Here is a 23,911-nt window from a genome sequence, read left to right on the forward strand (position 1 = left end):
GTTCCGAGGTTTTTCCCTCACCTTGCCCATAACAAAGGTTTAACGCAAGAACGGTGACATAGGGAATTGTTATGTCATCGGGCCACGCTGTTTTTTTGTTTCATGGTAAACATTTTTTCATCTGCTATGCGAAGCCAGTGCTGCAGATCGTTATGATCGTGATCGAATTCGCAGACGCCCCAGGAGAACGTCAACGTCCAGGGGCGATTGCCCTGCTGGTTAAACAGCGCCACCTGTTCCGTGAGGTATTGCATCGCTATCCACGCGCCATTTTCGTCGGTGTCGGCAAACAGGACGGCAAACTCATCGCCACCGTAGCGCACCAGCAAATCGGCCTCCCGAAACGACGAACGGAGCAAACTGGCCATCGCCTTCAGAGCCGCATCCCCCTCCTCATGACCATAGCGATCGTTAATTTGTTTGAAACGATCCAGATCAATCCACGCCAGCGTCAGCGGCTCGGCACGTCGCCGCGCACCTGACAAGGCAAAGGCGGCAAACTGATTAAACCCGCGCCGGTTGAATAAACCGGTGAGTTCATCCGTGGTCGCGGCGCTGGTGGCGGCAAATTCGTCCTCGGCCAGCGCGGCTAAATCGCTTAATGCAGCAATGTCGGCGGCAGAAAACTCCCGCGGGGTGTGATCCACCACGCACAGGGAGCCTACCGTCGCGCCATCCGGAAGGCGTAGCGGTATCCCGGCGTAAAAACGGATGCCGGGTTGCGTGGTGACCAGCGGATTATCGACGAAACGCATATCGTTATGCGTGTCTGCGACCACCAGCGGCTCGTGGCTCAAAATCGTATGCGCACAGACAGAAACATGTCTGGGAAGCGTATAAGGGCCCGGTCCATCAACAGAAAGCGCGACTTGCGCGCGCTCGTCGATCAAATTGACCATGGCAACCGGAACGTTAAACAGTCTTTTAGCGAGCCGGGTTAATCTGTCGTAAGCTTGCCGGTTTTCCGCTTCGAGCAGCCCCGATTCGCGCAGGGATGCCAGGCGCTCTGTTTCATTGGCTGGATTAGTGGGGGCTTTCATGGTGTCTCCTGACAGGATGCGTTTTAAAAGCGTAGCCTAACCGCCGCAATTTCAGTGACCAAAAATACGGTTTTTACCCCCCCTTTTAGCCTGATAGAGCGCATGGTCTGCCGCCTGTAACCACTCTGTGACAGACGTCATGCTCCGCGTGGCGCAGGCAATGCCGATACTGAGGGTGCAACGGATGGCCTCATCCGCCACATCTTCCATGACCGCAGCGGCATCCATGATGCGTGTCGCCACGATTTCTGCCTCTTCGAGGGTGGTGTTGGGGAGCAGGATCACGAACTCATCGCCGCCAAGCCGGGCCGGGGTATCCGTGGGTCGGGTGGCCAGATGAAGTATGCGTGAGACGGTCGCCAGCATCGTGTCCCCCACTTTGTGTCCAAAGCGATCGTTAACCTCTTTGAAATTATCGATATCAATAAACATGAGTACCGATTCACGACAAACCTGTTGCAGCTTGCCAAGCTCGTGATCGATGCGTTTTTCCAGAAGCCGACGATTAGCAATATCAAGGAGCGGATCCATCATCGCGATCCGTTCCAGTTCCCGCGTTTTGCAGCGTAACCGGATGGCAATACTGTCCGTCAGGACGCTAAGCGCAATGATATAGATAGCGATTAAAGGCAAGGTGGCAAAGAGACTCTGCTGCGACACGTAGGTCACAACGGTCATCCCCTGCGCCAGCCAGGCAGCCATAAAGACCGTGAGCATGGCAATAGCGGCCTTTCCCATTAGCCGAAAGCCTCCTGCGGCAAGCCGGTCGGACAGTAAAATCGTAGCAATGACCACAGACGGCAGCGGGTTCACCGCCATCATCGCGATCCAAAATCCCCCCGCACCGGCATCGATAATGAGATTCTGATGTTCTGTGTCGAGCGGCGTCGCCGAGCGTTTTGCGCGAAACCAGGCGTACGTTGGCCAGAGAAACGCATTCAGCCCAAGCAAAAGCATCAGCCAGGGTGAACGTTTAAGTTCAATGAGGACGGAAAGTATCGGAATGAAACAGAGAAAGGTGCCCAAAATCCGCATCATATACATCCGTGAGACAAACCGACGTCCTGGTATGCGGGAGGATGGGCGTAGTTTGTCTTGTCCAGTCATGATGAGATTATTCCGAATTATTATCTTCGGTATCTTAGGGAGCTTGACTATGGCTAGCAAGAAAATAATCAGCAAATTGGCAACATCTACGCCGCATCCCGTCTGGGATGGTGACGGTTACACCGTAGGGCTGCTTTGCGAAGATTGCCTCACGCTCTCTTCGTTCGTCTCGGGCGCACTGATGCGATTTCGCCCTGCTTTTTTCGAACGATATAAATAGTCATCCGCTTCGGCCATCAGCTTATTGAACACCTCGGTTAAATGACTGAACTCTGATCGGGTGTGACTTATACCAATACTGACCGTCAAAAACAGCGTCTGCTGCCGCCAGGTAAAGGGATATAACTCTATCGCGCGACGAAGGCGATCAGCCAGTTCCCGGGCTTGACGGGCGTTCAGCGTGGGGGTCACCACGGCAAACTCCTCCCCGCCCATGCGGGCCACCAGCCCTGCGTTTCCAACCTCCGCCTGGATCTTGCCCGCAAAAGCCGCCAGCATCCGATCCCCACATTCATGCCCATAGCTGTCGTTGATACTTTTGAAATAATCAATATCCAGCAGCATGACCGTCAACGTGCGGGCCTGACGCAGCGAATCCTCATGTCTGAGCGCCTCATAAAGACCGGAGCGAGAATAGACGCGCGTGAGGAAATCATAATCCGCCCGCAGTGACACCTGGCGGATCAGGGAGTTAATCGCCGCCACGCTTACCGAGACCATTACCGGACAAATGGCCATGGTGGCAATACCCAGACGGGCAGAGAACATCATCGGGGTGGAGAGCGGCGCTTCTACGGCAATGTTAATAATCGAATTCGCCACCAGGATGATCTCCACCCCACCGGTGATAAACGTCAGCAGACAGGTCGCAGGAAGCGAATAACGCACCGCACACCAGATCAAGGCCGGAAGCGGGAACGCGAGGCTTCCCGCGCCGCCAATCACGACGGAAGCCATAACGGAGACAACCAACGCCACGACGGGAAGAAAATGATCCCCTCGTACGGCCTGATCCATGCGCGGCAACGTTGCCGTCAACATGCAGGGCACAATCAGTACGCCCGTTGAGAACTGTTCGCTAAACCAGTCTGCATAGAGCGGCCAGAAGGTGTGACTATCAATTCCCACTGAACCGAGCGCCCCCACCAGTGCGCAAAGCAGAGCGGCAATCAGACAGTAATTGAATATCCTCAGCGCGTTAATGGGATGCGGCGTCTTGCGTTTAAGCCGTTTATCACGCGTAACCAGCAAGGCTACGGTGACGATAAAGACCATATTGGAAAGATTGATCACCACCGATGCAAAACCCCAGGTGGTGGTCATCGCGTCATATAACAGCATCGCCACATACGAGACCGCATAGTAACGCAGACGATTCAGAAATGCGTAACGGGCAAAAACGCCCGCCATGACCCCGTTTAGCGGCCAGAAAAGTGATAGCGATTCCACCAGACGAAGCTCTGCCCCCACGAAATAAAACAGCGTGGTGAGCAGAAATATCCCTGCGGCATTACGCAGCGGATAGTCAGGCAAAAAAGGTTTAAATGAGGAAAACGAAGATCGCATTAAATATCTGTCCATATAATCACTTAGGGTGATTATTTGCGGTCATCAACAGGAATTGTTAAAGCTTAGCACGGATCTTTCAGCCATATCACGCGGGCGTAAGGCCTCTTAACCCGGCGTGTTCATCTGTAAGACCAGCCAGTGATGAATGACGGTAACGACATAACGCTGCTGCGCGGTGCTCAGTGGCTGCCCGTGAGGGATCTGATGCCATTTTTCCAGACATCCTCGACAACAGGTCGCCGTGGCATGCTGCGCGATGAAGACCGGATGACCGCGCATGGGCGTTTGCTTACCGTCGTTACGCGGATGTGCAGGCGCCAGGCGCGTTGCAATAAAATCTGCCGCATGCTGATCGATAACTTCCGCCCCTTTGTCCCAGCAGTACTGACGTTCTTTCACGCCCAGACGAAAGCGGGAACGAAACGCCGAACGGGCCAGGCGCGCAAACAGCGGGTCAAACGTAGTCATCAGTAAACAGAGCGCCCCAGACGCTGGGTTAATTTTTCAAGCACGGCGACGCCTGCCAGAGAGTTGCCGGTCTCATCCAGTTCCGGACTCCATACGGCGATGGCCATTTCATGCGGCACAATCGCCACCACGCCCCCGCCGACGCCGGATTTTGCCGGCAGCCCCACGCGCCAGGCAAATTCACCCGCGTTCTGATACATACCACTGGTCGCCATAAGCGCGTTGATCTGCCGCGCCTGCAGGGGGCTCACCACGTCTTCTGCCAGATGGGGCGCATGGCCCTGGTTCGCAAGAAACAGAAAGGTACGCGCCAGTTCAACGCAGCTCATCTTCAGCGCACAGTAATGGAAGTAGTTTTGCAGGACAGTGGCGACGTCATTATGGAAATTACCAAACGATTTCATCAGCCAGGCAATGGCGGCATTACGCGCCGAGTGATCGAATTCAGAGCGCGCCACCGTCGAATCGTAGGCAATATCAGACTCTTCGCACAGCTTACGCACAATCTCCAGCATTCGTTGACGGGGTGCGCTAAGCCGACTTTGCAGCATGTCACACACCACCAGCGCGCCTGCGTTAATGAATGGGTTTCGCGGTTTGCCCTGTTCGATTTCAAGCTGCAGCAGAGAGTTAAAGGGCTGACCGGAGGGATCTTTGCCCACCCGCTGCCAGATCTCATCCTCTTCATATTGACGCATGGCCGCGACGAGGCTCAGTACTTTAGAGATCGACTGAATCGAGAAGCGCTCGCTGGCATCGCCTGCCTGAAAATGCTGACCGTCTACGGTAGAAATGGCGATGCCCAGCTTGTTCCCCTCAACCGAGGCCAGCGCCGGAATATAATCGGCAACCTTTCCTTTGCCCAGTAACGGGCGTACCTGTGCCAGAATCTCTTCCAGCATCTCATTTTGGATGACCGCAGCCACACGTTGCTCCTTGCCCACAGGCCAAAAACGGGCTGCGAGTATATCAGAGCCTGGCAGGCCGCGTCAGGCCGGAAGACGAAAACGCGAGACGGCTTTCATCAGTAGCCAGGATTCATCATGCAGGCGCGCCGACGCTTCTGAAGCGGTCGTTACCAGTTGATCCGTTTGTTGTGAGACCTGATTGAGGGCCTGCAGCTGACGGGTCATCTGATGGATACTCTCCCCCTGACTCAGGGTGGCGGCAGAGATGTCACTGAGCAAACTGCTCAGGTTGGCGACCAGACGGGTCACCTCTTGCAGATTGTCTTCCAGGCGCACCACTGCTTTAGACCCGTCCTCAATGCCCTGCAGTGAATGATTAATCAGCGCCTGGATAGTTTGCGTGGAATGGCTGCTTTTCCGCGCCAGAAGCCCCACCTCTTTTGCCACAACCGCGAATCCGCGCCCCTGATTACCCGCATGGGCCGCTTCGATAGCGGCGTTCAGCGCCAGAATATTGGTCTGGAACGCCACGCCGTCAATCATCGCCACAATGCCGCGCATTTCGGCAGATCGCGCCACAATCGCTTCCATGGAGGCATTCACCGTCGACATCATGGCGTCCCCGCCTGCCGCCGCATGCCGGGCTTCATCCGCGCGTGAGCTGGCCAGTCTGGCATATCCCGTATTGCCCTCAACGTGGGATTCAAGCGTGGCAATATGCGCGGTAACATCATTCAGCTCCTGGGTCTGACGAACGGACTGCTGATAGAGCTTTTGATTTCCTTCCGCCAGGGCACCAATATTCTCCACCATTGAGGTGGTCGCCTGGCTGACCTGCGTCACCAGTTGCTGTAACCCCTGCTGCATTGTGGCAATACTGACGTTCAGTTGCCTGATTTCACGATTAAATCCCGACACTGCGGGCGGCGTACCCGAAAGATCCCCAGCGGCCAGCTGGTTAATATGGGCAATCACCCCGCGTAGCGGCGTAATCACCCACCGGGACATGCCAAACCAGACCGCCACGGCAATCATTAACAGCACAACCGGCGCCAGCATGAACAGCGACTGTAGCCCGGACAGGCTCTGCATCAGGGACTCTCGTCCCGCATTGGCCTGGTGTTCACGTAGCTGTTGGTAACGGGCAAAGTTATCGTTGAAATCAGTCTGAAACGCCTGGGCGGGGACAGCAAAGAAAGCGTCAATCGAGTGATTCTTTACCAGCGCCTGCGCCTGTTCATTAATGGCGCCAAAGAAAAGCTGATAACTGCTGACCAGCGCCTCATCTTTGGGGGGATTCAGGGTCTGCCAGAGGTTCCACGCCTGCTGCGAGGCGTTCAGCGCCTTTTGCGCCTCGTCCATTAAACTGTTCCAGCTCCCCTCCGAACCCGTCTCTCTGTCCTGCATGAAATAGACCCCGGAGCGGTTTAGCAGATCGCTCGCGGCCAGTAAGGAAACGCGGGCAGCATCCAGCGTATTCTGCTGCTGTTGGGCCAGCTGGTTACGTTGTTCATTTTGCTGTGCGTCGCGCAGGGAGGCGGTCAACAGAACCGTGGAAGAAAGCTGTAGCGCGGAGAAAAGACCGATAATACAAAAGATGCCTGCCAGTAGCCCGAACTGACGGGGAATAAAGCGCAGCGCAATACGGCGAAAAATTTGCGTTAGGTTCATAATTTTCTTCTGTAACAGTACGTTATACGCGTGCGAGTCTACGAAACGCGCATGACAGAACCATGACAGAAAAATGACACAGGCCTTCATTGCGAAGGCCCGTTTTTAGCGTTAGATGTGCGCTATACCCGGTCTTTCCACACCGTCTGCACGTTACAGAACTCGTGCAGGCCGAAATGAGAAAGCTCACGACCAAATCCGCTCTTCTTGACGCCGCCGAACGCGACGCGGGCATCGCTGGCGCTGTAGCCGTTGATGAATACGCCGCCGCACTCCAGCTGGCGTGAGAATCTCTCCGCCTGGCGTGCATCCCCGGTAAAGATCGTGGCGGATAGCCCAAAGTCGCTGTCGTTAGCAAGCGCCAGGGCATGGTCAGCATCTTTCGCGACCGTAATGGCCGCCACTGGCCCAAATAGCTCCTGACGAAACGCCGTCATCTCTGATGTGACGTTACCCAGCACGGTTGGGGCATAGTAATTACCGGCACCGGCGATTTTCTCTCCGCCCAACAGCAGCGTTGCCCCTTCTGCCAGGGTCGCCTGAACCTGCTGGTGGAGCTCATCACGCAGATCGTAACGCGCCATCGGGCCGAGATAATTTTCTTCCCGATCCGGTGCGCCCATTTTCAGGGCGGCGGTCGCCTCTACAAAGCGTTGGGTGAAACGATCGGCAATGCCCTCTTCCACAATGAAACGCTTCGCGGCTGCACATACCTGTCCGGTATTCTGGTAACGCCCCGCAACGGCGGCTTTGACGGCCAGATCCAGATCCGCATCGTTTAGCACGATAAAAGGATCGGAACCCCCCAGCTCCAGTACGCATTTTTTCAGTGCGGCCCCGGCCTGCGCACCGATCGCCGCGCCGGCGCGAACGCTGCCGGTGACGGTCACCGCCGCAATGCGACGATCGTTAATAGCCTGACTCACGCCGTCGTTCGTGGCATTGACCCAGCCAAATACCCCGGCCGGGAAACCCGCCTCGGCAAACGTGCGGGCGATGAGCTCCGCTGAACCGAGGACGTTCGGGGCATGTTTCAGGAGATAGCTGTTACCGGCTAACAGAATGGGCACCGCACCACGCAGCACCTGCCACAGCGGAAAGTTCCACGGCATAACCGCCAGAATCGGCCCCAGAGGGCGATACTCGATGACCGCGTTGTTCTGTTCAACCTGAGTCGCCTCGGCCGTGAGCATTGCCGGGCCATGTTCGGCATACCAGTCACATAAGCTCGCTGATTTCGTCACCTCGGCACGCGCCTGCAAAATGGGTTTGCCCATTTCGCGGGACATCATTTGCGCCATCTCTTCCGCACGCTCGCGCAGTGCCGCGCCCAGGTCGCGCAGTTTCTGAGCGCGATGGGCAACGCTTTCGCTTCGCCACTGACGGAACCCCGTGTCGGCCAGGGCAATCGCCTGTTCAACCGCTTCTGCGGTGGCCCAGGGACAGGCCGCCAGCGTTTCGCCGGTAGCCGGGTTAACAGAGAGTGCATGTTTAGCCGGTGAATAAGTCATGATGTTCTCCACGCATTAAGAGTTGATTCAGTGTGGTCCACTCTGCTATTTATGAAAAATGAATAATACTAACCACCTTATTCACAAAACGAGAATGGTATGGACTTAACCCAGCTTGAAATGTTTAACGCCGTCGCCCAGACCGGCAGCATCACCCAGGCGGCGCAAAAAGTGCATCGTGTTCCGTCAAACCTGACCACGCGTATCCGACAGCTGGAAGCCGATCTTGGCGTGGAGTTGTTCATTCGTGAAAACCAGCGGTTACGTTTATCCCCCGCAGGTCACAATTTCCTGCGCTACAGCAGGCAGATCCTGGCGCTGGTGGATGAGGCGCGGATGGTTGTCGCCGGAGATGAGCCGCAGGGGCTGTTTGCCCTTGGCGCGCTGGAAAGCACGGCGGCCGTGCGCATTCCCGAAAGCCTTGCGGCGTTTAATCAGCGTTATCCGCGCATCCAGTTTGCCCTCTCTACCGGCCCGTCAGGCACGATGATTGATGGCGTCCTTGAGGGCACATTAAGCGCGGCGTTTGTCGATGGGCCTTTATCGCACCCGGAACTGGAAGGGATGCCGGTCTATCGGGAAGAGATGATGCTGGTGGCCCCAGCGGGGCACGATGCCGTTTCACGCGCCACTCAGGTCAGCGGCAGCGATGTGTATGCCTTTCGCGCCAACTGTTCCTATCGCCGACATCTGGAAAGCTGGTTCCATGCGGATAGCGTCACGCCCGGGCGCATTCATGAAATGGAGTCCTATCACGGGATGCTCGCCTGCGTGATTGCCGGGGCAGGCATTGCCCTGATGCCCCGTTCAATGCTGGAAAGTATGCCAGGGCATCATCAGGTGGCGGCCTGGCCGCTGGCGGAAAACTGGCGCTGGCTTACCACCTGGCTGGTGTGGCGGCGCGGAGCGATGACCCGCCAGCTCGAAGCCTTTATAGCACTGCTAAACGAACGTCAGCCACCAGCGCCTTCTCCATAAACAGGCTTAGCGGATCGTCATGATAAGGCGCAAAAGCCTGACGGGTATGATAGCCACAGCGTTCATATAAACTCACTGCCGCATGCTGCTTAATACCGGTTTCCAGTCGCAGCGTGTGGCAGTGACGGCTTAGCGCCTCATCTTCGAGCGCGGCCAGCAATTTCTCTCCCAGACGCTGACCACGATGGCGGGGATCGATAAAAACCCGCTTCATTTCGCCGGTTCCGTCGCCGTTCAGGACAATCGCCCCGCAGCCCACCGCGTTAAGCTGATTGTCGCGAATGACCATCATCAGTAATGCGCTGTCCGGCAACTGAGAAAGATCCAGCAGATGGTTACTTTCGGCGGGATAAAGGGCGGTTTGATAGTCATCCAGCGCAGCAACCGGCGCCAGAATATCCGGGTGTGAGGCAGATTCAGAGGTAATGGAATACATGGCAGGCTCCTTGTGATGTTTCTTATCAACATAGCGGGCCTGCCTGGCAAGCGTTCATACGATTAACTTATTTCTCCACGCTAAAGACGCAGAAAAATTTTTCCTTTCAGATACAGAGTCGCCTGGCCGCCAATCAGCACGCGATCGCCCTGCAATGCGCAGCGTAGATCACCGCCTCTGGCAGAAATCTGGCGCGCCAGCAGCGTCGTCTTACCCAGCCTGTCGCTCCAGTAAGGAATTAACATGCTATGGGTCGAACCGGTCACCGGATCTTCAGGCACCGATTCCCCCGGGCAGAAGAAACGACTGACAAAATCATAGCGATCCCCGGGGGCCGTGACGCACACCATTTTATCCAGCGGCAGCATCGCGGCGATATCCGGCGTGAGATCGGCCACCTGCTGCTCCGTCTCCAGCACCACCATATAGTCGCGTCCGGCGCGGACCTCTTTTGCGCCGTCAATGCCCAGCGCGCTGAAGAGTAAGGCTGGTGGGTTCGCGACCTCCTCGCTCGACCAGGCCGGAAAGTTGAGCGTCAGCCAGTCGCCGCTGCGTTTTACGGTCAGTTCCCCAACGAAACGGGTAGAGAAAACAATGTCTGTCTGCGGATAATCAAGATATTCAAAAATGACGTGCGCCGCCGCCAGCGTCGCGTGACCGCAGAGGTTGATTTCATACTGCGTGGTGAACCAGCGCAAATCAAAACCCGTATCGGTTCGCACCAGAAAAGCTGTCTCCGACTGATTATGCTGCTTAGCCATATTCAGTAACACTTCATCGGGGAGCCACTCCTGCAACGGACACACCGCAGCGGTATTCCCGCCAAATGCCTTATCGCTGAAGGCATCAACCAGATAAAAATCAATTTCCTGCATGGATATATCGCCTGTTTTTACTGTCTCGTTCCTTATACTCAGCGAAAACGAAGCTCGCCGCTACCGTTGGTCGGTGCAAATAATTGAGATCTCCATCACATAATGGTTGAGTTTTCGCCGTTTAACGCTTTAAGATCCTCTCTTCATCTTCTCCCGACGAACCCTTGATATCCCTATGACAACGAACACAGTTTCCCGCAAGGTCGCGTGGCTACGCGTGGTCACACTGGCAATTGCCGCCTTTATATTCAATACCACGGAGTTTGTTCCCGTGGGCCTGCTGTCTGACATCGCGCAGAGTTTCCAGATGGAGACGGCAGAGGTGGGCATTATGCTGACCATCTATGCCTGGGTAGTGGCGCTCATGTCGCTCCCCTTTATGCTGCTGACAAGCCAGATGGAGCGACGCAAGCTGCTCATTGGTCTGTTCGTGTTATTTATTGCCAGCCATGTGCTGTCGTTTCTGGCGTGGAATTTCACCGTCCTGGTGATTAGCCGCACCGGTATCGCGTTTGCACATGCCATCTTCTGGTCGATTACCGCGTCGCTTGCCATTCGCCTTGCCCCGGCAGGCAAACGGGCGCAGGCGCTGAGCCTGATCGCGACCGGTACGGCGCTGGCGATGGTGCTGGGTTTGCCAATCGGCCGCATCGTGGGGCAATACTTTGGCTGGCGAACCACCTTTTTCGCTATCGGGATGGGGGCGCTGGTTACGCTTATCTGCCTGATCAAACTCCTGCCTGCACTGCCCAGTGAACACTCCGGCTCGCTGAAAAGCCTGCCGCTGCTGATGCGTCGCCCTGCACTGATGAGCATTTATCTTCTCACGGTGATTGTGGTCACGGCCCACTATACGGCCTACAGCTACATCGAACCTTTTGTGCAGGTCGTCGCGGGCTTTAGCGGTAATTTCGCCACCATCCTGCTGTTGATTCTGGGTGGCGCGGGCATTATTGGCAGTATTTTGTTTGGCAAGCTCGGCAACCAGCATGCCTCGCTGCTGGTGAGTAGCGCAATCGGCTTACTGCTGGCGTGTCTGCTGCTGCTGATGCCTGCCGCGGGCAGCGAGACTCATCTGGCTATTCTGAGTATTTTCTGGGGAGTGGCGATCATGATTATCGGTCTGGGGATGCAGGTGAAAGTGCTGGCCCTGGCCCCCGATGCCACCGACGTGGCGATGTCGCTGTTCTCGGGTATTTTCAATCTGGGCATTGGCGCAGGCGCACTGCTGGGAAATCAAATAAGCCTTAACGTCTCGATGTCGGCCATTGGATATCTCGGCGCGATCCCGGCACTCATAGCGCTGGTCTGGTCGGTATTAATTTTCCGCAAATGGCCCGTGGCAATGGAAGAGCAGGCCCATCACGGATAAAAGGTTAACCCGGGTGGCGCCCTGCCGCCCGGCATCGATTCAGTGGTAGGTTTTAATAATCTCCAGTACGCCGTTAATGATAAACTGCACGCCCATGCAAACCAGCAGGAAGCCCATCAGTCGTGAGATGGCTTCTATCCCACCCTTGCCTACCCACCGCATGATCGCCCCAGAGCTGCGCAAAGAAGCCCAGACAATCAGTCCGACGAGCGCGAAGATTAGCGGCGGTGCCAGGGTGATAACCCAGTCAGGGAACGTGCCGCCATCGCGCACCGTTGAGGCCGAACTGATAATCATGGCGATGGTTCCCGGCCCCGCCGTACTCGGCATGGCTAACGGCACAAAGGCGATATTGGCGGTCGGTTCATCCTCCATCTCTTCCGACTTACTTCTGGCTTCGGGAGAGTCATGCGCTTTTTGCACCGGGAAGAGCATCCGGAATCCAATAAAAGCAACGATCAGTCCACCGGCGATACGCAGGCCCGGGATCGAGATCCCGAAGGTGTTCATCACCAGCTGTCCGGCGTAATACGCCACCATCATGATGGCAAACACATAGACCGCGGCCATCCTCGACTGATGGTTGCGCTCAGCGCTGTTCATATTCCCCGCCAGCCCTAAAAACAGGGCAACGGTGGTAAGCGGGTTGGCTAATGGCAGTAATACCACCAGACCAAGCCCAATGGCCTTAAAGAGATCCAACATAGCGCCTCGTATCCTTATCCATAATCAACGTCCCAAGTATACGGTGAAATCATGCGGGTGAGCCATCTGTACCCTGTAAGTTAAATTTTCTGTTCACGGCCGATAACCCAGGGTTATGTACATGATTTGAAAGCCCCCAAAAAAAGTTCATGAAACGTTTTAGCAATTCGTGGCATCCGTCGATCCATTCAGTTGACTTATACTTGCCTGAGCAATAATATCTGCCGTGATTAAACTACTTGCCAGGGCAACCATTGTGAAAAGCACCAGTGATCTCTTTAACGACATAATCCCACTGGGTCGTCTTATCCACATGGTGAACCAGAAAAAAGATCGGCTGTTGAACGACTACCTTTCTCCGATGGACATCACCGCAACGCAGTTCAAAGTGCTGTGTTCTATTCGCTGTGAAGTCTGTATTACGCCGGTTGAGCTAAAAAAAGTGCTCTCCGTCGATCTCGGTGCCCTGACGCGCATGCTCGATCGTCTTGTCTGCAAAGGATGGATTGAAAGACGACCTAACCCGAATGACAAACGTGGCGTGCTGGTGCAACTCACCAGTGACGGCGCGGCCATGTGTGAAAAATGTCACGAGTTAGTAGGACAAACCCTGCATCAGGAATTAACAAAAAACTTAACGGCGGATGAAGTGGTCACTCTTGAACATTTGTTGAAGAAAATCCTGCCGTAAACAGAAAGAGGTATGACGATGTCCAGACGCAATAATGACGCCATCACTATTCATAGCATTTTGGACTGGATCGAAGATAACCTGGAATCTCCCCTGTCACTTGAGAAAGTGTCCGAGCGTTCAGGTTACTCAAAATGGCACCTGCAAAGGATGTTTAAAAAAGAGACGGGTCATTCATTAGGTCAATACATCCGCAGCCGTAAGCTGACGGAAATTGCCCAGAAGCTCAAAGAAAGTAATGAACCGATTCTTTATCTGGCCGAACGTTATGGGTTTGAATCGCAGCAAACCCTGACCCGCACGTTTAAGAACTATTTTGACGTGCCGCCGCATAAGTATCGCATTACCAGTATGCCGGGCGAGTCCCGCTATTTGCTTCCACTGACTCATTGTAACTGATAATCGCCTGTATTAAGACGTAACCGAGGAACTCATGAAACGTATCGCCTCCGCCGCCCTCACCTTACTGGTGCTGGTCTCCGGCCAGACTTATGCGGAGCAAACCACTGACGCTACGCAGCAGAATGCGCGCAACGCGATGATTCTGCCCTCCGCACAACAACAATCGCCCTTCGATTTCAATCATATGGGTGCGGGTAGCGACAAATCCGACGAATTAGGCGTGCCGTATTACAATCAGCACAGCCTCTGATTCGTTTTTGCCCCGCGGATGCGGGGCCTTTTTTATCCCCTGACCCCCGACGCTCTGCGTAAACGCAGTCCGAATACGTTGATATATAACCCAGCCATAATCAGCACCGCGCCCATTAACTGCAGCGCGCTCAGCGTTTCATCAAGCAACAGCGCCGCACTGGCCAGCCCGACCACCGGCACCAGTAAGGACAACGGCGCGACGCGCCAGGTTTCGTATCGCCCCAGCAGCGTTCCCCATATCCCGTAGCCCACGATGGTGGCGATAAACGCCAGATAAACCAGCGACAGCAAAGTCATCAGATCAATATCGATCAGGCTTTTGAGCATCACCGCCGGGCCATCCAGAATAAACGACGCCGCGAAAAAGGGCACAATCGGAATCAGCGCGCTCCAGACCACCAGAGACATAACTGCCGGGCGCGCCTCATGCTGCATAATCAGCTTGTTAAAGATATTGCCGCAGGCCCAGCTCAACCCCGCCGCCAGGGTTAACATAAAGCCCAGCAGGGCCACGTGCTGACCGTTCAGGCTGGCTTCAATCAGCACCAGCACCCCGAATACCGCCAGCGCAATTCCTGCCAGCTGCTTACCCTGCAGCCGTTCGCTAAACACAAACGCGCCAAGAATGATGGTAAAGAACGCCTGCGCCTGTAACACCAGCGAGGCCAGCCCGGCAGGCATGCCGAACTTGATGGCACAGAAAAGAAACGCAAACTGCGCAAAGCTGATCGTCAGGCCATAGCCCAGCAGCAAACGCAGGGGAATTTTAGGCCGGGCGACAAAAAAGAGCGCGGGTACGGCCACCAGTAAAAAACGCAGTCCCGCCAGCATCATGGGGGGCATATTATGCAACCCGGCTTTGATGACCACAAAATTCAGGCCCCACACTACTACCACCAGCAATGCCAGCAGTCCGTCTTTCCGCGTCATACCCCGCCCCTGATTATTAAATTTTTGTAAACACTTCAAGGTAACGAAAAAAAACGCGGAGGAAAAGATCATTAATTCTGGCAGGAAGAATACGCACGTGCGGATAAATTGGGTGCTATACAAGCCCCTTATGGCATGGTAATCCTTTTAGAACACAACACTATAAGCATCAGCAATTGTCGGGCAGGAAAATGAAACCATCTCTCAGGCGCTCAACCGCAGCGCTGCTGGCATCGTCATTGTTATTAACCATCGGTCGTGGGGCAACGCTGCCGTTTATGACCATTTATCTCACGCGCGTCTATAACATGAGCGTGGAGAATATTGGTTATGCTCTGACCATCGCGCTCACCATTGGCGTGGTGTTCAGCATGGGGTTTGGGATCCTGGCCGATAAGTTTGATAAAAAGCGTTATATGCTGAACGCGATCGTAGCGTTTATTGCCGGCTTTATTGCTATTCCGCTGGTGGATAACGTCACGCTGGTGGTCCTGTTTTTTGCCCTGATCAACTGCGCCTATTCGGTATTTTCAACCGTACTGAAGGCCTGGTTTGCCGATGTATTAACGTCCGGTGAGAAAGCACGCGTTTTCTCTCTTAACTACAGCTTTTTGAATATCGGCTGGACGATAGGCCCGCCGATTGGCACCCTGCTGGTGATGTACAGCCTGCAACTGCCGTTCTGGCTCGCCGCGTTTTGTGCCGCTCTGCCCCTGGTCTTTATACAGCTGTATGTGCAAAAAGGCCTCGCCGCTGACGCGTCTGAACAGCCCGTCCCCTGGCAACCGTCGGTCCTGCTGCGCGACAAGGCATTATTCTGGTTTACGCTTTCAGGTTTTCTGGCGTCTTACGTCGGGGGATCTTTTGCCAGCTGTATTTCGCAGTATGTTTTAGCCGCCGATTACGACAGCGATTTTGCCCAGAAAGTGGTGGCCGTTGTGTTGCCCGTTAATGCCGCCGTGGTGGTCTCGTTACAGTATGTTATTGGCCGGAAAATCTCAGCCAGTAATATTCGCCCGCTGATGGCCTTAGGCACCCTCTTTTTCTTATTAGGGCTGGGTGGATTTATGTTGTCCGGGAGTAATTTAGTCTACTGGGGTATCGCCTCGGCGGTTTTCACCATTGGCGAAATTATTTACGCACCGGGTGAATATATGCTGATAGATAACATTGCCCCGCCGGGCATGAAATCGAGCTACTTCTCCGCCCAGGCGCTCGGCTGGTTAGGCGCAGCGGCCAATCCTATGATCACCGGGATTATACTGACCCATCTGCCGCACTGGTCCCTGTTTGCCATTATGATGGGTGCGATCGTCATCGCCTGGCTGATGATTTTACGCGGGATGAATGTGAAAGCCTGGTGCAAACAGTCCGAAACAGCCTGAGGTGAAGTGCCGGGCAAACAGCGCGTTGCCCGGCGACAGGATTAGTGGTGCAGCATCTCGTCAACCACCTGCTCTTTGTACATTTCGTTCGGATAATAGGTCGGCCAGTTATCCATCTCTTTCAGTAACGCCTCGTGCGAGGTGTTACCCATAAAGATATGGAAGTGGGCAGACGCTTTCGGGCCGATAGTGTGGTCGCTGAACTGCACGAATTTCGGTGCCTTGCTGCTGGCATCCTTACACTCGAACAGATAACGCACGCCCTTCTTCCCGGAGGTGTAGGTCAGGATTTTATATCCGCTGTAATCATACTGACAGCGGCTCACGGCTTTACCGGTGTGGAACTCCATTACATTATTTTCGATGCCGATGGTGTCGACGTCGGTGGCGTATCCTTTGCGATAATAGGCTTTATATTCGTCAAACGATTTACTGCTGTCCTTCTCTGCTTTCTTTTTCAGCACGGGATCCAGCGAACCATCCTCTAAGAAAGGATACACCGACTGCCAGACGCCATCCCAGTCGGACAGCTTTCTGTCCCGGACATCTTTATCTTCAAATACGCCATTTGCCGCTTTTTGTTCTGCCTCGGTCATTTGATGGCCGTGCGAATGGGCAAAAAGTTGGCCGCTCGCCAGGAGGGCCGCCAGAGTCATTGCAAATTTTCCAATATGTGCTGCCAAAATAAGATCCTCACTCCGTTTTATGAGAATGAGGATGTTATAGTATAACATTTCAGATGGCAACCAGTCCGCGCACTCCCTCCTGCTCCATCTGTTCGCCCCGCCCGCGCTGTATAATGGTGCCGCGCGACATCAACAGATAATTGTCCGCCAGCCCCGCTGCAAAGTCGTAAAATTGCTCAACCAGCAAAATCGCCATATCTCCCCGGCTGGCTAGCTGACGAATCACCTGGCCGATCTCCTTGATGACCGACGGCTGGATCCCTTCGGTCGGCTCATCCAGAATGAGCAGCTGCGGGCGGCTGGCCAGCGCGCGCCCGATAGCCAGCTGTTGTTGCTGCCCTCCCGAGAGGTCGCCTCCCCGGCGGTGTTTCATCTCCTTCAGCACGGGGAATAACTGCCAGATATCATCCGGTACCGTCTTCGCTTCGCGGGCCGGGCATCGCGCCAGCCCGAGCAGCAGGTTCTCTTCGACGGTGAGACGAGGAAAAATTTCGCGCCCCTGCGGAACATACGCCACGCCGGACTGAACACGCTGATGCGGTTTAGCGTGGGTGATGGCTTTACCTTGCCAGACGATCTCCCCGCTGCGTACCGGGACCAGCCCCATCAGGCATTTCAGAAGAGTGGTTTTACCGACACCATTGCGCCCCAGCAAACAGGTCACTTCGCCGCTGGGTGCCTCAAAACTGACGCCGCGTAAAATATGGCTCCCGCTGTAATACTGATGCAGTTCGTTCACCTGTAACATTGAGCCTCCTTAGCGTCCCAGATAGACTTCGATGACCTGCTCGTTGGCCTGGACGTCACGCAGCGAGCCTTCTGCCAGCACCCGCCCCTGATGTAAGACGGTGACATGGTCGGCGATGGTCTCGACGAATCCCATGTCGTGTTCCACTACCATCAGAGAATGCTTGCCCGCCAGCGTCCGAAAAAGCTCTGCAGAATAGTCGGTTTCCGCGTCCGTCATGCCTGCGGCAGGTTCATCCAGCAACAGGAGATGCGGGTCCTGAACCAGCAACATGCCTATCTCCAGAAACTGCTTTTGCCCGTGCGACAGCAGGCCCGCAGAGCGGTGACGTTCAGCGCCCAGGCGAAGGAGCATCAGCATCTCGTGAATGCGGTCTTCCTGCGCCGAATTCAGCCGCGCCCGCAGGCTGGCCCAGACCGATTTATCACCTTTCATTGCCAGCTCCAGGTTCTCCCACACGCTCAGGGCTTCAAATACCGTGGGCTTCTGGAATTTGCGTCCGATCCCTTTTCGTGCAATGGTCGCCGAATCAAGGGTGGTGAGATCGATCGACTGATCGTAAATCGCCCGTCCGCTTTGTGGCCGGGTTTTGCCGGTGATGACGTCCATCAGCGTCGTTTTACCGGCTCCGTTTGGACCAATGACACAGCGTAACTCTCCGACACCGATGTTAAGCGTCAGATCGGTCAACGCCTGAAAACCATCAAAACTGACGTTTATCGCCTCAAGCTGAAGCACCGGGTCGGTCTGGTCGCGAAAGCGATCGCCGGGTAATTGACGGGTAAAGAGTCCTTCCGCGGGCTGCATTATTTCTCTCCTTTACGATAAAGACCGTAGACCCCACGCGGCAGGAACAGCGTGACGCCGATAAAAATCGCCCCAAGAAACAGCTGCCAGTATTCCGGCATCGCCACGGTAAAATAGCTTTTTGCACCGTTAACCAACGCCGCCCCTATCACCGGTCCGACGAGGGTGCCGCGTCCGCCCAGCGCCACCCAAATGGCCGCCTCGATAGAGTTGGTTGGCGACATTTCGCCAGGGTTGATGATGCCCACCTGCGGAACATACAGCGCGCCCGCAAGACCACACAACACGGCGGAGAGCGTCCACACCAGCAGCTTGAAACCGCGTGGGTCGTAGCCGCAAAACGTCAGACGGTTTTCCGCATCGCGAACGGCGGTAAGAATGCGGCCAAATTTACTTTTCGCCAGCCAGAAGCCGATAGCCAGCGATGCCAGAAGCAGCAGAACGGTTGCCAGAAATAGCCCAATACGCGTGCCTGTCGCCGTCACCGGAAAACCCAGCAGCGTGGTGAAGCCGGTAAAACCGTTGTTGCCGCCAAAGCCGGTCTCGTTGCGAAAAAACAGCAGCATGCCCGCGTAAGTCAGCGCCTGGGTCATGATGGAGAAGTAGACGCCTTTGATCTTCGAGCGAAAGGCAAACCAGCCAAATACCAGCGCCAGCAGCCCGGGTACCATCACGATCAACACCATAGCCCAGGCGAAGTGCTGCGTTCCCCACCAGAACCACGGCATCTCATCCCACGAGAGAAACGCCATAAACGCGGGCAGCCCCTCCCCGGAGGCCTGGCGCATCAGATACATCCCCATCGCATATCCCCCAAGGGCAAAAAAGAGGCCGTGACCGAGAGAGAGCATCCCCGCGTAGCCCCACACCAGGTCAAGCGCGATAGCAACGATGGCGTAGCACAGGATTTTACCCACCAGGGTCAGCATCCAGGTTGAGACCGCCAGCGGATGGCTGGCAGGCAGTAAGGTAAGAAACGGCATAATCAGCAGCAGCGCGACGACAAGACCGCCCAGCAGCTGCGTCATACGTGGCGCTCTGCGCGCCATGGTTAAGGTTAATGGCTGGCTCATCAGTCCGTCACCCTCCCTTTCAATGCAAACAGACCCTGCGGTCGCTTCTGGATAAACAGCACGATCGCCACCAGAATCAAAATTTTGGCGGGTACCGCCCCCATTTGTGGCTCAAGAATTTTATTGAAGATACCCAGCCCGAACGCAGCGGCGACGCTGCCCGCAAGTTGCCCGACGCCGCCCAGTACCACGACCAGGAATGAGTCAATAATGTATCCTTGCCCAAGCTCCGGACCGACGTTGCCCAACTGCGAGAGCGCCACGCCCCCCAGCCCGGCGATACCTGAACCCAGGCCAAAAGCCAGCATATCGACGCGTCCGGTCGGTACCCCGCAGCAGGCCGCCATAGAGCGGTTCTGGGTAACCGCACGCAGGTGAAGTCCCAGTCGCGTTTTATTGAGAATGAGCCAGGTAAAGAACAGCACCAGCAGCACAAATCCCAGTACGACAAGGCGATTCCAGGGCAGAATCAGGTTGGCAAAGACCTGAACCCCACCCGACAGCCAGGCCGGGTTGGCAACCTCAAGGTTCTGCGCACCGAACGTCATGCGCACCAGCTGAATAATCATCAGACTGATCCCCCAGGTGGCGAGCAGGGTTTCCAGCGGTCGGCCATACAAATGGCGAATGATGGTCCGCTCCAGCGTCATCCCGAGGGTGGCAGTTACCATAAAGGCGACGGGCAACGCCACAACCGGATAAAACGCCAGCCAGTGCGGCGCCCACTGCGCCATAAGCTGTTGCACTATCCAGGTACAGTACGCGCCAAGCATCAGCATTTCCCCGTGGGCCATGTTGATCACGCCCAGCAGGCCGTAGGTGATCGCCAGCCCCAGCGCCGCCAGCAGCAGCACCGATCCCAGAGAAAGCCCCATAAAGGCTTGCCCCAGAAGATCGCCCAGCACCAGTCGGTGTTTTATCTTCTGCAGGCTCTCTTCAGCGGCGGCACGCACGCGGGCATCCGGCTCGGTTTCGGTTTGTGTATAAGGTATCAGGCGAGCCTGCGTCTGCGGATCGGCGGATTCGCCCAACAGGGTTATCGCCTGCAATCGCAGGTCAGGCTGCGGGCTGGCAAGCTGCAGATTTGCCAGCGTCACCCGTAATGCCTGACGGACGTCAGGATCCTTCTCTACGGCATATCGACGTGCAAGCAATGCTTCCATTGAGGGCATCGCATCATGTTGTAGCTGCCGCGCGGCCGTCAGCCTTAACGTGACGTTGTCACTAAAAAGCTGATGCGTCGCCAGTGCCGTGGCGGTGAGCATACGCAGGCGGTTGGTCAGACGGACAGGTTTGGTCTCTCCCTGCACCTGCGGTTGTTCTCCCAGCGCGACCATGTCACCGTTAATGCGGGTAAAGGCATGCCGTTGTCCGTCTGCAAACACGCTCTCCCTCTGCAACGCCTGCAGCAGAGGCATGCGGGAAGGTTCAGGGGCTATCGCCCACTGTTCGAGCAGGCTAACCTGCTTAGCCCGGCTTGCGGCGACGAAATTATCCGCATCCGAAGCCTGCGCCATCCCTGGCAGCAGACCCGCAAGCCAGAAAAGTGCGACAACCCTTCGCAGTATGTTCATGGCTTTTCTCCCTTGCAGGTCACTCAGTGACTGGCCGTTTTGATCGGCTGATCGGATTTTTTGTCGTTGCCCGCGATGTACGGGCTCCACGGCTGCGCACGCACCGGTTCATCCGTCTGCCAGACCACGTTGAACTGACCATTCTCTTCGATTTCGCCAATCATGACCGGCTTATGCAGGTGATGGTTGGTGGCATCCATCGTCAGCGTGAACCCGGACGGCGCCTTGAAAGTTTGCCCCGCCATGGCGGCACGGACTTTATCGACGTCGGTCGTGCCCGCTTTTTCAACCGCCTGTGCCCACATATGAATGCCCACATAGGTCGCCTCCATCGGGTCGTTGGTCACCACGGTATCCGCATTCGGCAGTTTGTGGGCTTTGGCCCAGGCGCGATAATCCGCCACAAAGGCCTGGTTCGTCGGATTGTCGACCGATTCAAAGTAGTTCCAGGCGGCGAGATTCCCCACCAGCGGTTTGGTGTCGATGCCGCGCAACTCTTCTTCTCCTACCGAGAAGGCCACAACCGGCACGTCGGTGGCTTTTACCCCCTGGTTCGCCAGCTCTTTATAGAACGGTACGTTAGAATCGCCGTTTATCGTCGAAACGACGGCGGTTTTACCGCCCGCGGAAAATTTCTTAATGCTGGCCACGATGGTCTGATAGTCGCTGTGACCAAACGGGGTATAAACTTCTTCAATGTCTTTATCCTGAACCCCTTTGGAGTGCAGGAAGGCGCGCAAAATTTTATTGGTGGTGCGCGGATACACGTAGTCAGTGCCCAGCAGGAAGAAACGCGTTGCCTGTCCTCCGTCTTCGCTTAGCAGATACTCCACCGCCGGAATCGCCTGCTGATTAGGCGCCGCACCGGTATAGAAAACGTTAGGTGACATCTCTTCGCCTTCATACTGCACCGGATAGAACAGTAGGCCGTTCAGCTCTTCAAACACCGGCAGCACCGATTTGCGCGATACCGAGGTCCAGCAGCCAAACACCACCGCGGCACGATCCTGACTGAGCAGCTGTCGCGCTTTCTCGGCGAAGATCGGCCAGTTTGAGGCCGGATCGACCACAACAGGCTCCAGCTTTTTTCCTAAAACGCCGCCCCTGGCATTGATTTCATCAATGGTCATTAAGGCCACATCTTTAAGCGGCGTTTCAGAAATCGCCATGGTGCCCGACAGCGAATGCATGATCCCCACTTTGATGGTATCGGCAGCCTGAGCAGCAAAACTCATTCCCATCGCCACAACCGAGGCGGACAGCGCGAAAGCTTTTATGAAGGTACGACGATGCATAATTTTCACTCCTGAAAAGAAAACGGTGCGAAACGTCCATAATCTCAGATGGACGAAGAGACTCACGTCAGATTCAGATGAGCAAAAAAGATGCCAGAATGGCGAAGCGTGATGTTATCGGGGATGGCGTGGCGATAAAGGCGGGAGTTGACTCAGAATGGCACAGCGCTGCCTGATTAAGGTGCAACGCCGTGCCGGGGTATTACCAGACCTGTTCTGCGATGTGCGTGACAAGGCGCACTTTATCCCACTGCTGGTTTTCCGTCAGGGTATTGCCCTCTTCGGTAGAGGCGAATCCACACTGGGGACTCAGGCAAATTTGCTCTTTCGCCACGTATCTGGCTGCTTCTTCAAGCCGTGCCTTCACCCCTTCCGGGTTTTCCAGCTCGCCATTTTTTGTGGTGATCAGGCCCAGGACGACCTGCTGCTTACCGGGACGAACAAAACGGAGCGGTGCGAAATCACCGCTGCGGTCGTTATCATACTCCAGGAAAAAGGCATCCACGTTCACGGTACCAAACAGCACTTCGGCCACCGGCTCGTAACCGCCTTCCGAAATCCATGTTGAACGGAAGTTGCCGCGACAGACGTGCAGACCGACAATAAGATCTTCCGGTTTCCCCTCCAGCGCTTTATTCAGCACGCGGGCATAAATACGCGCCAGTTCGTCCGCATCCTCGCCTCGTTCGCGGATCTGCCGACGCTGATCGTCGGAGCAGAGATAGGCCCAGACGGTGTCATCCAGCTGGAGATAACGGCAACCCGCCGCATAAAATGCGTGAATAGCATCACGCCAGGTGGTCGCCAGATCGTCAAAGTAGACGTCCAGATCCGGATAGACGGTGGCATCGATATCTTTGCGTCCTCCACGGAAATGCAGCACGCTCGGGCTAGGGATCGTCATTTTCGGCTGCGCGTCGCCGCTGATGCTTTTCAGAAAACGGAAGTCTTCCAGCATCGGGTGTGCGCCAAAGCCCAGTTTGCCGGTCACGCGAACGCCGTGTGCTTTGGTTTGCACGCCGTTGAACTGAATACCCTGATTTGAATCATAACGCTCTACCCCTTGCAGACCGTCGAAGAAGTCGAAATGCCACCAGGCGCGTCGAAACTCACCGTCGGTCACCACATGGAGCCCGCAGGCGCATTGCTGTTCAACGACGTGACGAATGGCGTCATCCTCCACGGCACGCAGCTCTCCCGCGTTGATCTCGCCGCTGGCATATTTAATGCGCGCCTCTTTAATCGCCTGAGTGCGCAAAAAACTGCCAACTACATCGGCACGGTACGGGGCATGTTGTCGCTGCATGATCTTCTCCTTTACCTGTAGGCAGATAATTGCCTGCAGTGATAATTCATAACTTGAACTTTTAGACTTCTGGATGTCTATATGTCCAAAAGATGTCATATCCGCCTGAAGACGGCAAACGA

General features: G+C 55.5%; 24 protein-coding genes. 6 read left to right on the forward strand and 18 right to left on the reverse strand.

Annotation, left to right across the window (positions count from 1 at the left end):
- Positions 1–74 precede the first annotated feature (74 nt).
- The 7 genes from LZP96_RS19515 to sad all read right to left on the reverse strand — a co-directional run bounded on the left by LZP96_RS19515 (position 75) and on the right by sad (position 8,274).
- A complete protein-coding gene (locus LZP96_RS19515; protein ID WP_064326108.1) occupies positions 75–1,040 on the reverse strand; it encodes a GGDEF domain-containing protein in 966 nt (321 codons plus the stop codon).
- A gap of 51 nt (positions 1,041–1,091) precedes the next feature.
- A complete protein-coding gene (locus LZP96_RS19520; protein WP_064326107.1) occupies positions 1,092–2,084 on the reverse strand; it encodes a sensor domain-containing diguanylate cyclase in 993 nt (330 codons plus the stop codon).
- Positions 2,085–2,264: 180 nt separating this feature from the next.
- Positions 2,265–3,713: a GGDEF domain-containing protein gene (locus LZP96_RS19525; protein WP_064326106.1), complete on the reverse strand. Its 1,449-nt coding sequence runs from the start codon at positions 3,711–3,713 to the stop codon at positions 2,265–2,267.
- 108 nt (positions 3,714–3,821) lie between these two features.
- Positions 3,822–4,184 (reverse strand): DUF4186 domain-containing protein, encoded by a 363-nt coding sequence (locus tag LZP96_RS19530; RefSeq protein ID WP_064326105.1) that lies wholly within the window; start codon positions 4,182–4,184, stop codon positions 3,822–3,824.
- Positions 4,184–5,110 (reverse strand): glutaminase B, encoded by a 927-nt coding sequence (gene glsB, locus LZP96_RS19535; RefSeq protein WP_064326104.1) that lies wholly within the window; start codon positions 5,108–5,110, stop codon positions 4,184–4,186. Before glsB ends, LZP96_RS19530 begins: the two co-directional genes overlap by 1 nt.
- 63 nt (positions 5,111–5,173) lie before the next feature.
- Complete coding sequence (locus LZP96_RS19540; protein WP_064328127.1) at positions 5,174–6,763, reverse strand: methyl-accepting chemotaxis protein; 1,590 nt, start codon at positions 6,761–6,763, stop codon at positions 5,174–5,176.
- Between the two features lie 122 nt (positions 6,764–6,885).
- Positions 6,886–8,274 carry a succinate-semialdehyde dehydrogenase gene (sad, locus tag LZP96_RS19545; RefSeq protein WP_064326103.1) on the reverse strand — a complete coding sequence of 463 codons (1,389 nt, stop codon included), beginning with the start codon at positions 8,272–8,274 and terminating at the stop codon, positions 6,886–6,888.
- A gap of 99 nt (positions 8,275–8,373) precedes the next feature.
- Between sad and ptrR the strand changes: the two genes are divergently transcribed.
- The gene (gene ptrR, locus LZP96_RS19550; RefSeq protein ID WP_064326102.1) at positions 8,374–9,252 is read left to right on the forward strand and encodes a putrescine utilization regulator PtrR; all 879 of its coding nucleotides are present in this window, start codon (positions 8,374–8,376) and stop codon (positions 9,250–9,252) included.
- Here the strand turns inward: ptrR and LZP96_RS19555 are convergent.
- Positions 9,206–9,688: a GNAT family N-acetyltransferase gene (locus tag LZP96_RS19555; RefSeq protein WP_258926276.1), complete on the reverse strand. Its 483-nt coding sequence runs from the start codon at positions 9,686–9,688 to the stop codon at positions 9,206–9,208. The two genes, ptrR and LZP96_RS19555, sit on opposite strands and share 47 nt — an antisense overlap.
- Positions 9,689–9,768: 80 nt before the next feature.
- Positions 9,769–10,563 carry a PhzF family phenazine biosynthesis protein gene (locus LZP96_RS19560; protein ID WP_064326100.1) on the reverse strand — a complete coding sequence of 265 codons (795 nt, stop codon included), beginning with the start codon at positions 10,561–10,563 and terminating at the stop codon, positions 9,769–9,771.
- A gap of 175 nt (positions 10,564–10,738) precedes the next feature.
- Between LZP96_RS19560 and LZP96_RS19565 the strand changes: the two genes are divergently transcribed.
- Positions 10,739–11,935, forward strand: coding sequence for a sugar transporter (locus LZP96_RS19565; protein WP_064326099.1), 1,197 nt, complete (start codon positions 10,739–10,741; stop codon positions 11,933–11,935).
- A 39-nt stretch (positions 11,936–11,974) separates the two neighbouring features.
- Here LZP96_RS19565 and LZP96_RS19570 read toward each other — a convergent pair whose 3' ends face one another.
- A complete protein-coding gene (locus tag LZP96_RS19570; RefSeq protein ID WP_064326098.1) occupies positions 11,975–12,640 on the reverse strand; it encodes a MarC family NAAT transporter in 666 nt (221 codons plus the stop codon).
- Positions 12,641–12,896: 256 nt separating this feature from the next.
- Between LZP96_RS19570 and marR the strand changes: the two genes are divergently transcribed.
- Genes marR through marB form a run of 3 tightly spaced genes read left to right on the forward strand, consistent with a single transcriptional unit; the run spans position 12,897 to position 13,983 of the window.
- Positions 12,897–13,331: a multiple antibiotic resistance transcriptional regulator MarR gene (gene marR / locus LZP96_RS19575; RefSeq protein ID WP_064326097.1), complete on the forward strand. Its 435-nt coding sequence runs from the start codon at positions 12,897–12,899 to the stop codon at positions 13,329–13,331.
- Between the two features lie 18 nt (positions 13,332–13,349).
- Complete coding sequence (gene marA, locus LZP96_RS19580; protein ID WP_157685371.1) at positions 13,350–13,730, forward strand: MDR efflux pump AcrAB transcriptional activator MarA; 381 nt, start codon at positions 13,350–13,352, stop codon at positions 13,728–13,730.
- Positions 13,731–13,764: 34 nt separating this feature from the next.
- Positions 13,765–13,983, forward strand: coding sequence for a multiple antibiotic resistance protein MarB (gene marB, locus LZP96_RS19585; protein ID WP_064326095.1), 219 nt, complete (start codon positions 13,765–13,767; stop codon positions 13,981–13,983).
- A gap of 32 nt (positions 13,984–14,015) precedes the next feature.
- On the opposite strand, the gene eamA is transcribed toward marB, so the two are convergent.
- Positions 14,016–14,915 (reverse strand): O-acetylserine/cysteine exporter, encoded by a 900-nt coding sequence (gene eamA / locus LZP96_RS19590; protein ID WP_064326094.1) that lies wholly within the window; start codon positions 14,913–14,915, stop codon positions 14,016–14,018.
- A 191-nt stretch (positions 14,916–15,106) separates the two neighbouring features.
- On the opposite strand from eamA, the gene ydeE reads away from it, so the two are divergent.
- Positions 15,107–16,300 carry an efflux MFS transporter YdeE gene (gene ydeE, locus LZP96_RS19595; RefSeq protein WP_064326093.1) on the forward strand — a complete coding sequence of 398 codons (1,194 nt, stop codon included), beginning with the start codon at positions 15,107–15,109 and terminating at the stop codon, positions 16,298–16,300.
- Positions 16,301–16,341: 41 nt separating this feature from the next.
- On the opposite strand, the gene zinT is transcribed toward ydeE, so the two are convergent.
- The 7 genes from zinT to LZP96_RS19630 form a co-directional block, all read right to left on the reverse strand.
- Positions 16,342–16,983, reverse strand: a complete 642-nt coding sequence (gene zinT, locus LZP96_RS19600) for a metal-binding protein ZinT (protein ID WP_064328126.1) — start codon at positions 16,981–16,983, stop codon at positions 16,342–16,344.
- Positions 16,984–17,035: 52 nt separating this feature from the next.
- A complete protein-coding gene (gene urtE, locus LZP96_RS19605) occupies positions 17,036–17,734 on the reverse strand; it encodes an urea ABC transporter ATP-binding subunit UrtE (RefSeq protein ID WP_064326092.1) in 699 nt (232 codons plus the stop codon).
- Between the two features lie 9 nt (positions 17,735–17,743).
- Positions 17,744–18,541, reverse strand: a complete 798-nt coding sequence (gene urtD / locus LZP96_RS19610; protein ID WP_064326091.1) for an urea ABC transporter ATP-binding protein UrtD — start codon at positions 18,539–18,541, stop codon at positions 17,744–17,746.
- Complete coding sequence (gene urtC / locus LZP96_RS19615) at positions 18,541–19,614, reverse strand: urea ABC transporter permease subunit UrtC (protein ID WP_064326090.1); 1,074 nt, start codon at positions 19,612–19,614, stop codon at positions 18,541–18,543. Before urtC ends, urtD begins: the two co-directional genes overlap by 1 nt.
- Positions 19,614–21,188, reverse strand: a complete 1,575-nt coding sequence (gene urtB, locus LZP96_RS19620) for an urea ABC transporter permease subunit UrtB (RefSeq protein ID WP_064326089.1) — start codon at positions 21,186–21,188, stop codon at positions 19,614–19,616. The genes urtC and urtB overlap by 1 nt, the downstream gene beginning before the upstream one ends.
- Before the next feature lie 23 nt (positions 21,189–21,211).
- Positions 21,212–22,483, reverse strand: a complete 1,272-nt coding sequence (gene urtA / locus LZP96_RS19625) for an urea ABC transporter substrate-binding protein (protein ID WP_064326088.1) — start codon at positions 22,481–22,483, stop codon at positions 21,212–21,214.
- Between the two features lie 202 nt (positions 22,484–22,685).
- The gene (locus tag LZP96_RS19630) at positions 22,686–23,789 is read right to left on the reverse strand and encodes a cobalamin-independent methionine synthase II family protein (protein ID WP_064326087.1); all 1,104 of its coding nucleotides are present in this window, start codon (positions 23,787–23,789) and stop codon (positions 22,686–22,688) included.
- Positions 23,790–23,911 lie beyond the last annotated feature (122 nt).

Source organism: Huaxiibacter chinensis (assembly GCF_022171985.1).
GTDB classification, from domain to species: Bacteria; Pseudomonadota; Gammaproteobacteria; order Enterobacterales; family Enterobacteriaceae; genus Enterobacter; species Enterobacter chinensis_A.

Excerpts from the sequence above, each read along its gene's own strand:
- LZP96_RS19515 (WP_064326108.1), bottom strand. The coding sequence starts at position 1,040 with ATGAAAGCCCCCACTAATCCAGCCAATGAAACAGAGCGCCTGGCATCC.
- LZP96_RS19520 (WP_064326107.1), bottom strand. The coding sequence starts at position 2,084 with ATGTATATGATGCGGATTTTGGGCACCTTTCTCTGTTTCATTCCGATA.
- LZP96_RS19525 (WP_064326106.1), bottom strand. The coding sequence starts at position 3,713 with ATGCGATCTTCGTTTTCCTCATTTAAACCTTTTTTGCCTGACTATCCG.
- LZP96_RS19530 (WP_064326105.1), bottom strand. The coding sequence starts at position 4,184 with ATGACTACGTTTGACCCGCTGTTTGCGCGCCTGGCCCGTTCGGCGTTT.
- LZP96_RS19540 (WP_064328127.1), bottom strand. The coding sequence starts at position 6,763 with ATGAACCTAACGCAAATTTTTCGCCGTATTGCGCTGCGCTTTATTCCC.
- sad (WP_064326103.1), bottom strand. The coding sequence starts at position 8,274 with ATGACTTATTCACCGGCTAAACATGCACTCTCTGTTAACCCGGCTACC.
- ptrR (WP_064326102.1), top strand. The coding sequence starts at position 8,374 with ATGGACTTAACCCAGCTTGAAATGTTTAACGCCGTCGCCCAGACCGGC.
- LZP96_RS19555 (WP_258926276.1), bottom strand. The coding sequence starts at position 9,688 with ATGTATTCCATTACCTCTGAATCTGCCTCACACCCGGATATTCTGGCG.
- LZP96_RS19560 (WP_064326100.1), bottom strand. The coding sequence starts at position 10,563 with ATGCAGGAAATTGATTTTTATCTGGTTGATGCCTTCAGCGATAAGGCA.
- LZP96_RS19565 (WP_064326099.1), top strand. The coding sequence starts at position 10,739 with ATGACAACGAACACAGTTTCCCGCAAGGTCGCGTGGCTACGCGTGGTC.
- LZP96_RS19570 (WP_064326098.1), bottom strand. The coding sequence starts at position 12,640 with ATGTTGGATCTCTTTAAGGCCATTGGGCTTGGTCTGGTGGTATTACTG.
- marA (WP_157685371.1), top strand. The coding sequence starts at position 13,350 with ATGTCCAGACGCAATAATGACGCCATCACTATTCATAGCATTTTGGAC.
- marB (WP_064326095.1), top strand. The coding sequence starts at position 13,765 with ATGAAACGTATCGCCTCCGCCGCCCTCACCTTACTGGTGCTGGTCTCC.
- eamA (WP_064326094.1), bottom strand. The coding sequence starts at position 14,915 with ATGACGCGGAAAGACGGACTGCTGGCATTGCTGGTGGTAGTAGTGTGG.
- ydeE (WP_064326093.1), top strand. The coding sequence starts at position 15,107 with ATGAAACCATCTCTCAGGCGCTCAACCGCAGCGCTGCTGGCATCGTCA.
- urtE (WP_064326092.1), bottom strand. The coding sequence starts at position 17,734 with ATGTTACAGGTGAACGAACTGCATCAGTATTACAGCGGGAGCCATATT.
- urtD (WP_064326091.1), bottom strand. The coding sequence starts at position 18,541 with ATGCAGCCCGCGGAAGGACTCTTTACCCGTCAATTACCCGGCGATCGC.
- urtC (WP_064326090.1), bottom strand. The coding sequence starts at position 19,614 with ATGAGCCAGCCATTAACCTTAACCATGGCGCGCAGAGCGCCACGTATG.
- urtB (WP_064326089.1), bottom strand. The coding sequence starts at position 21,188 with ATGAACATACTGCGAAGGGTTGTCGCACTTTTCTGGCTTGCGGGTCTG.
- urtA (WP_064326088.1), bottom strand. The coding sequence starts at position 22,483 with ATGCATCGTCGTACCTTCATAAAAGCTTTCGCGCTGTCCGCCTCGGTT.
- LZP96_RS19630 (WP_064326087.1), bottom strand. The coding sequence starts at position 23,789 with ATGCAGCGACAACATGCCCCGTACCGTGCCGATGTAGTTGGCAGTTTT.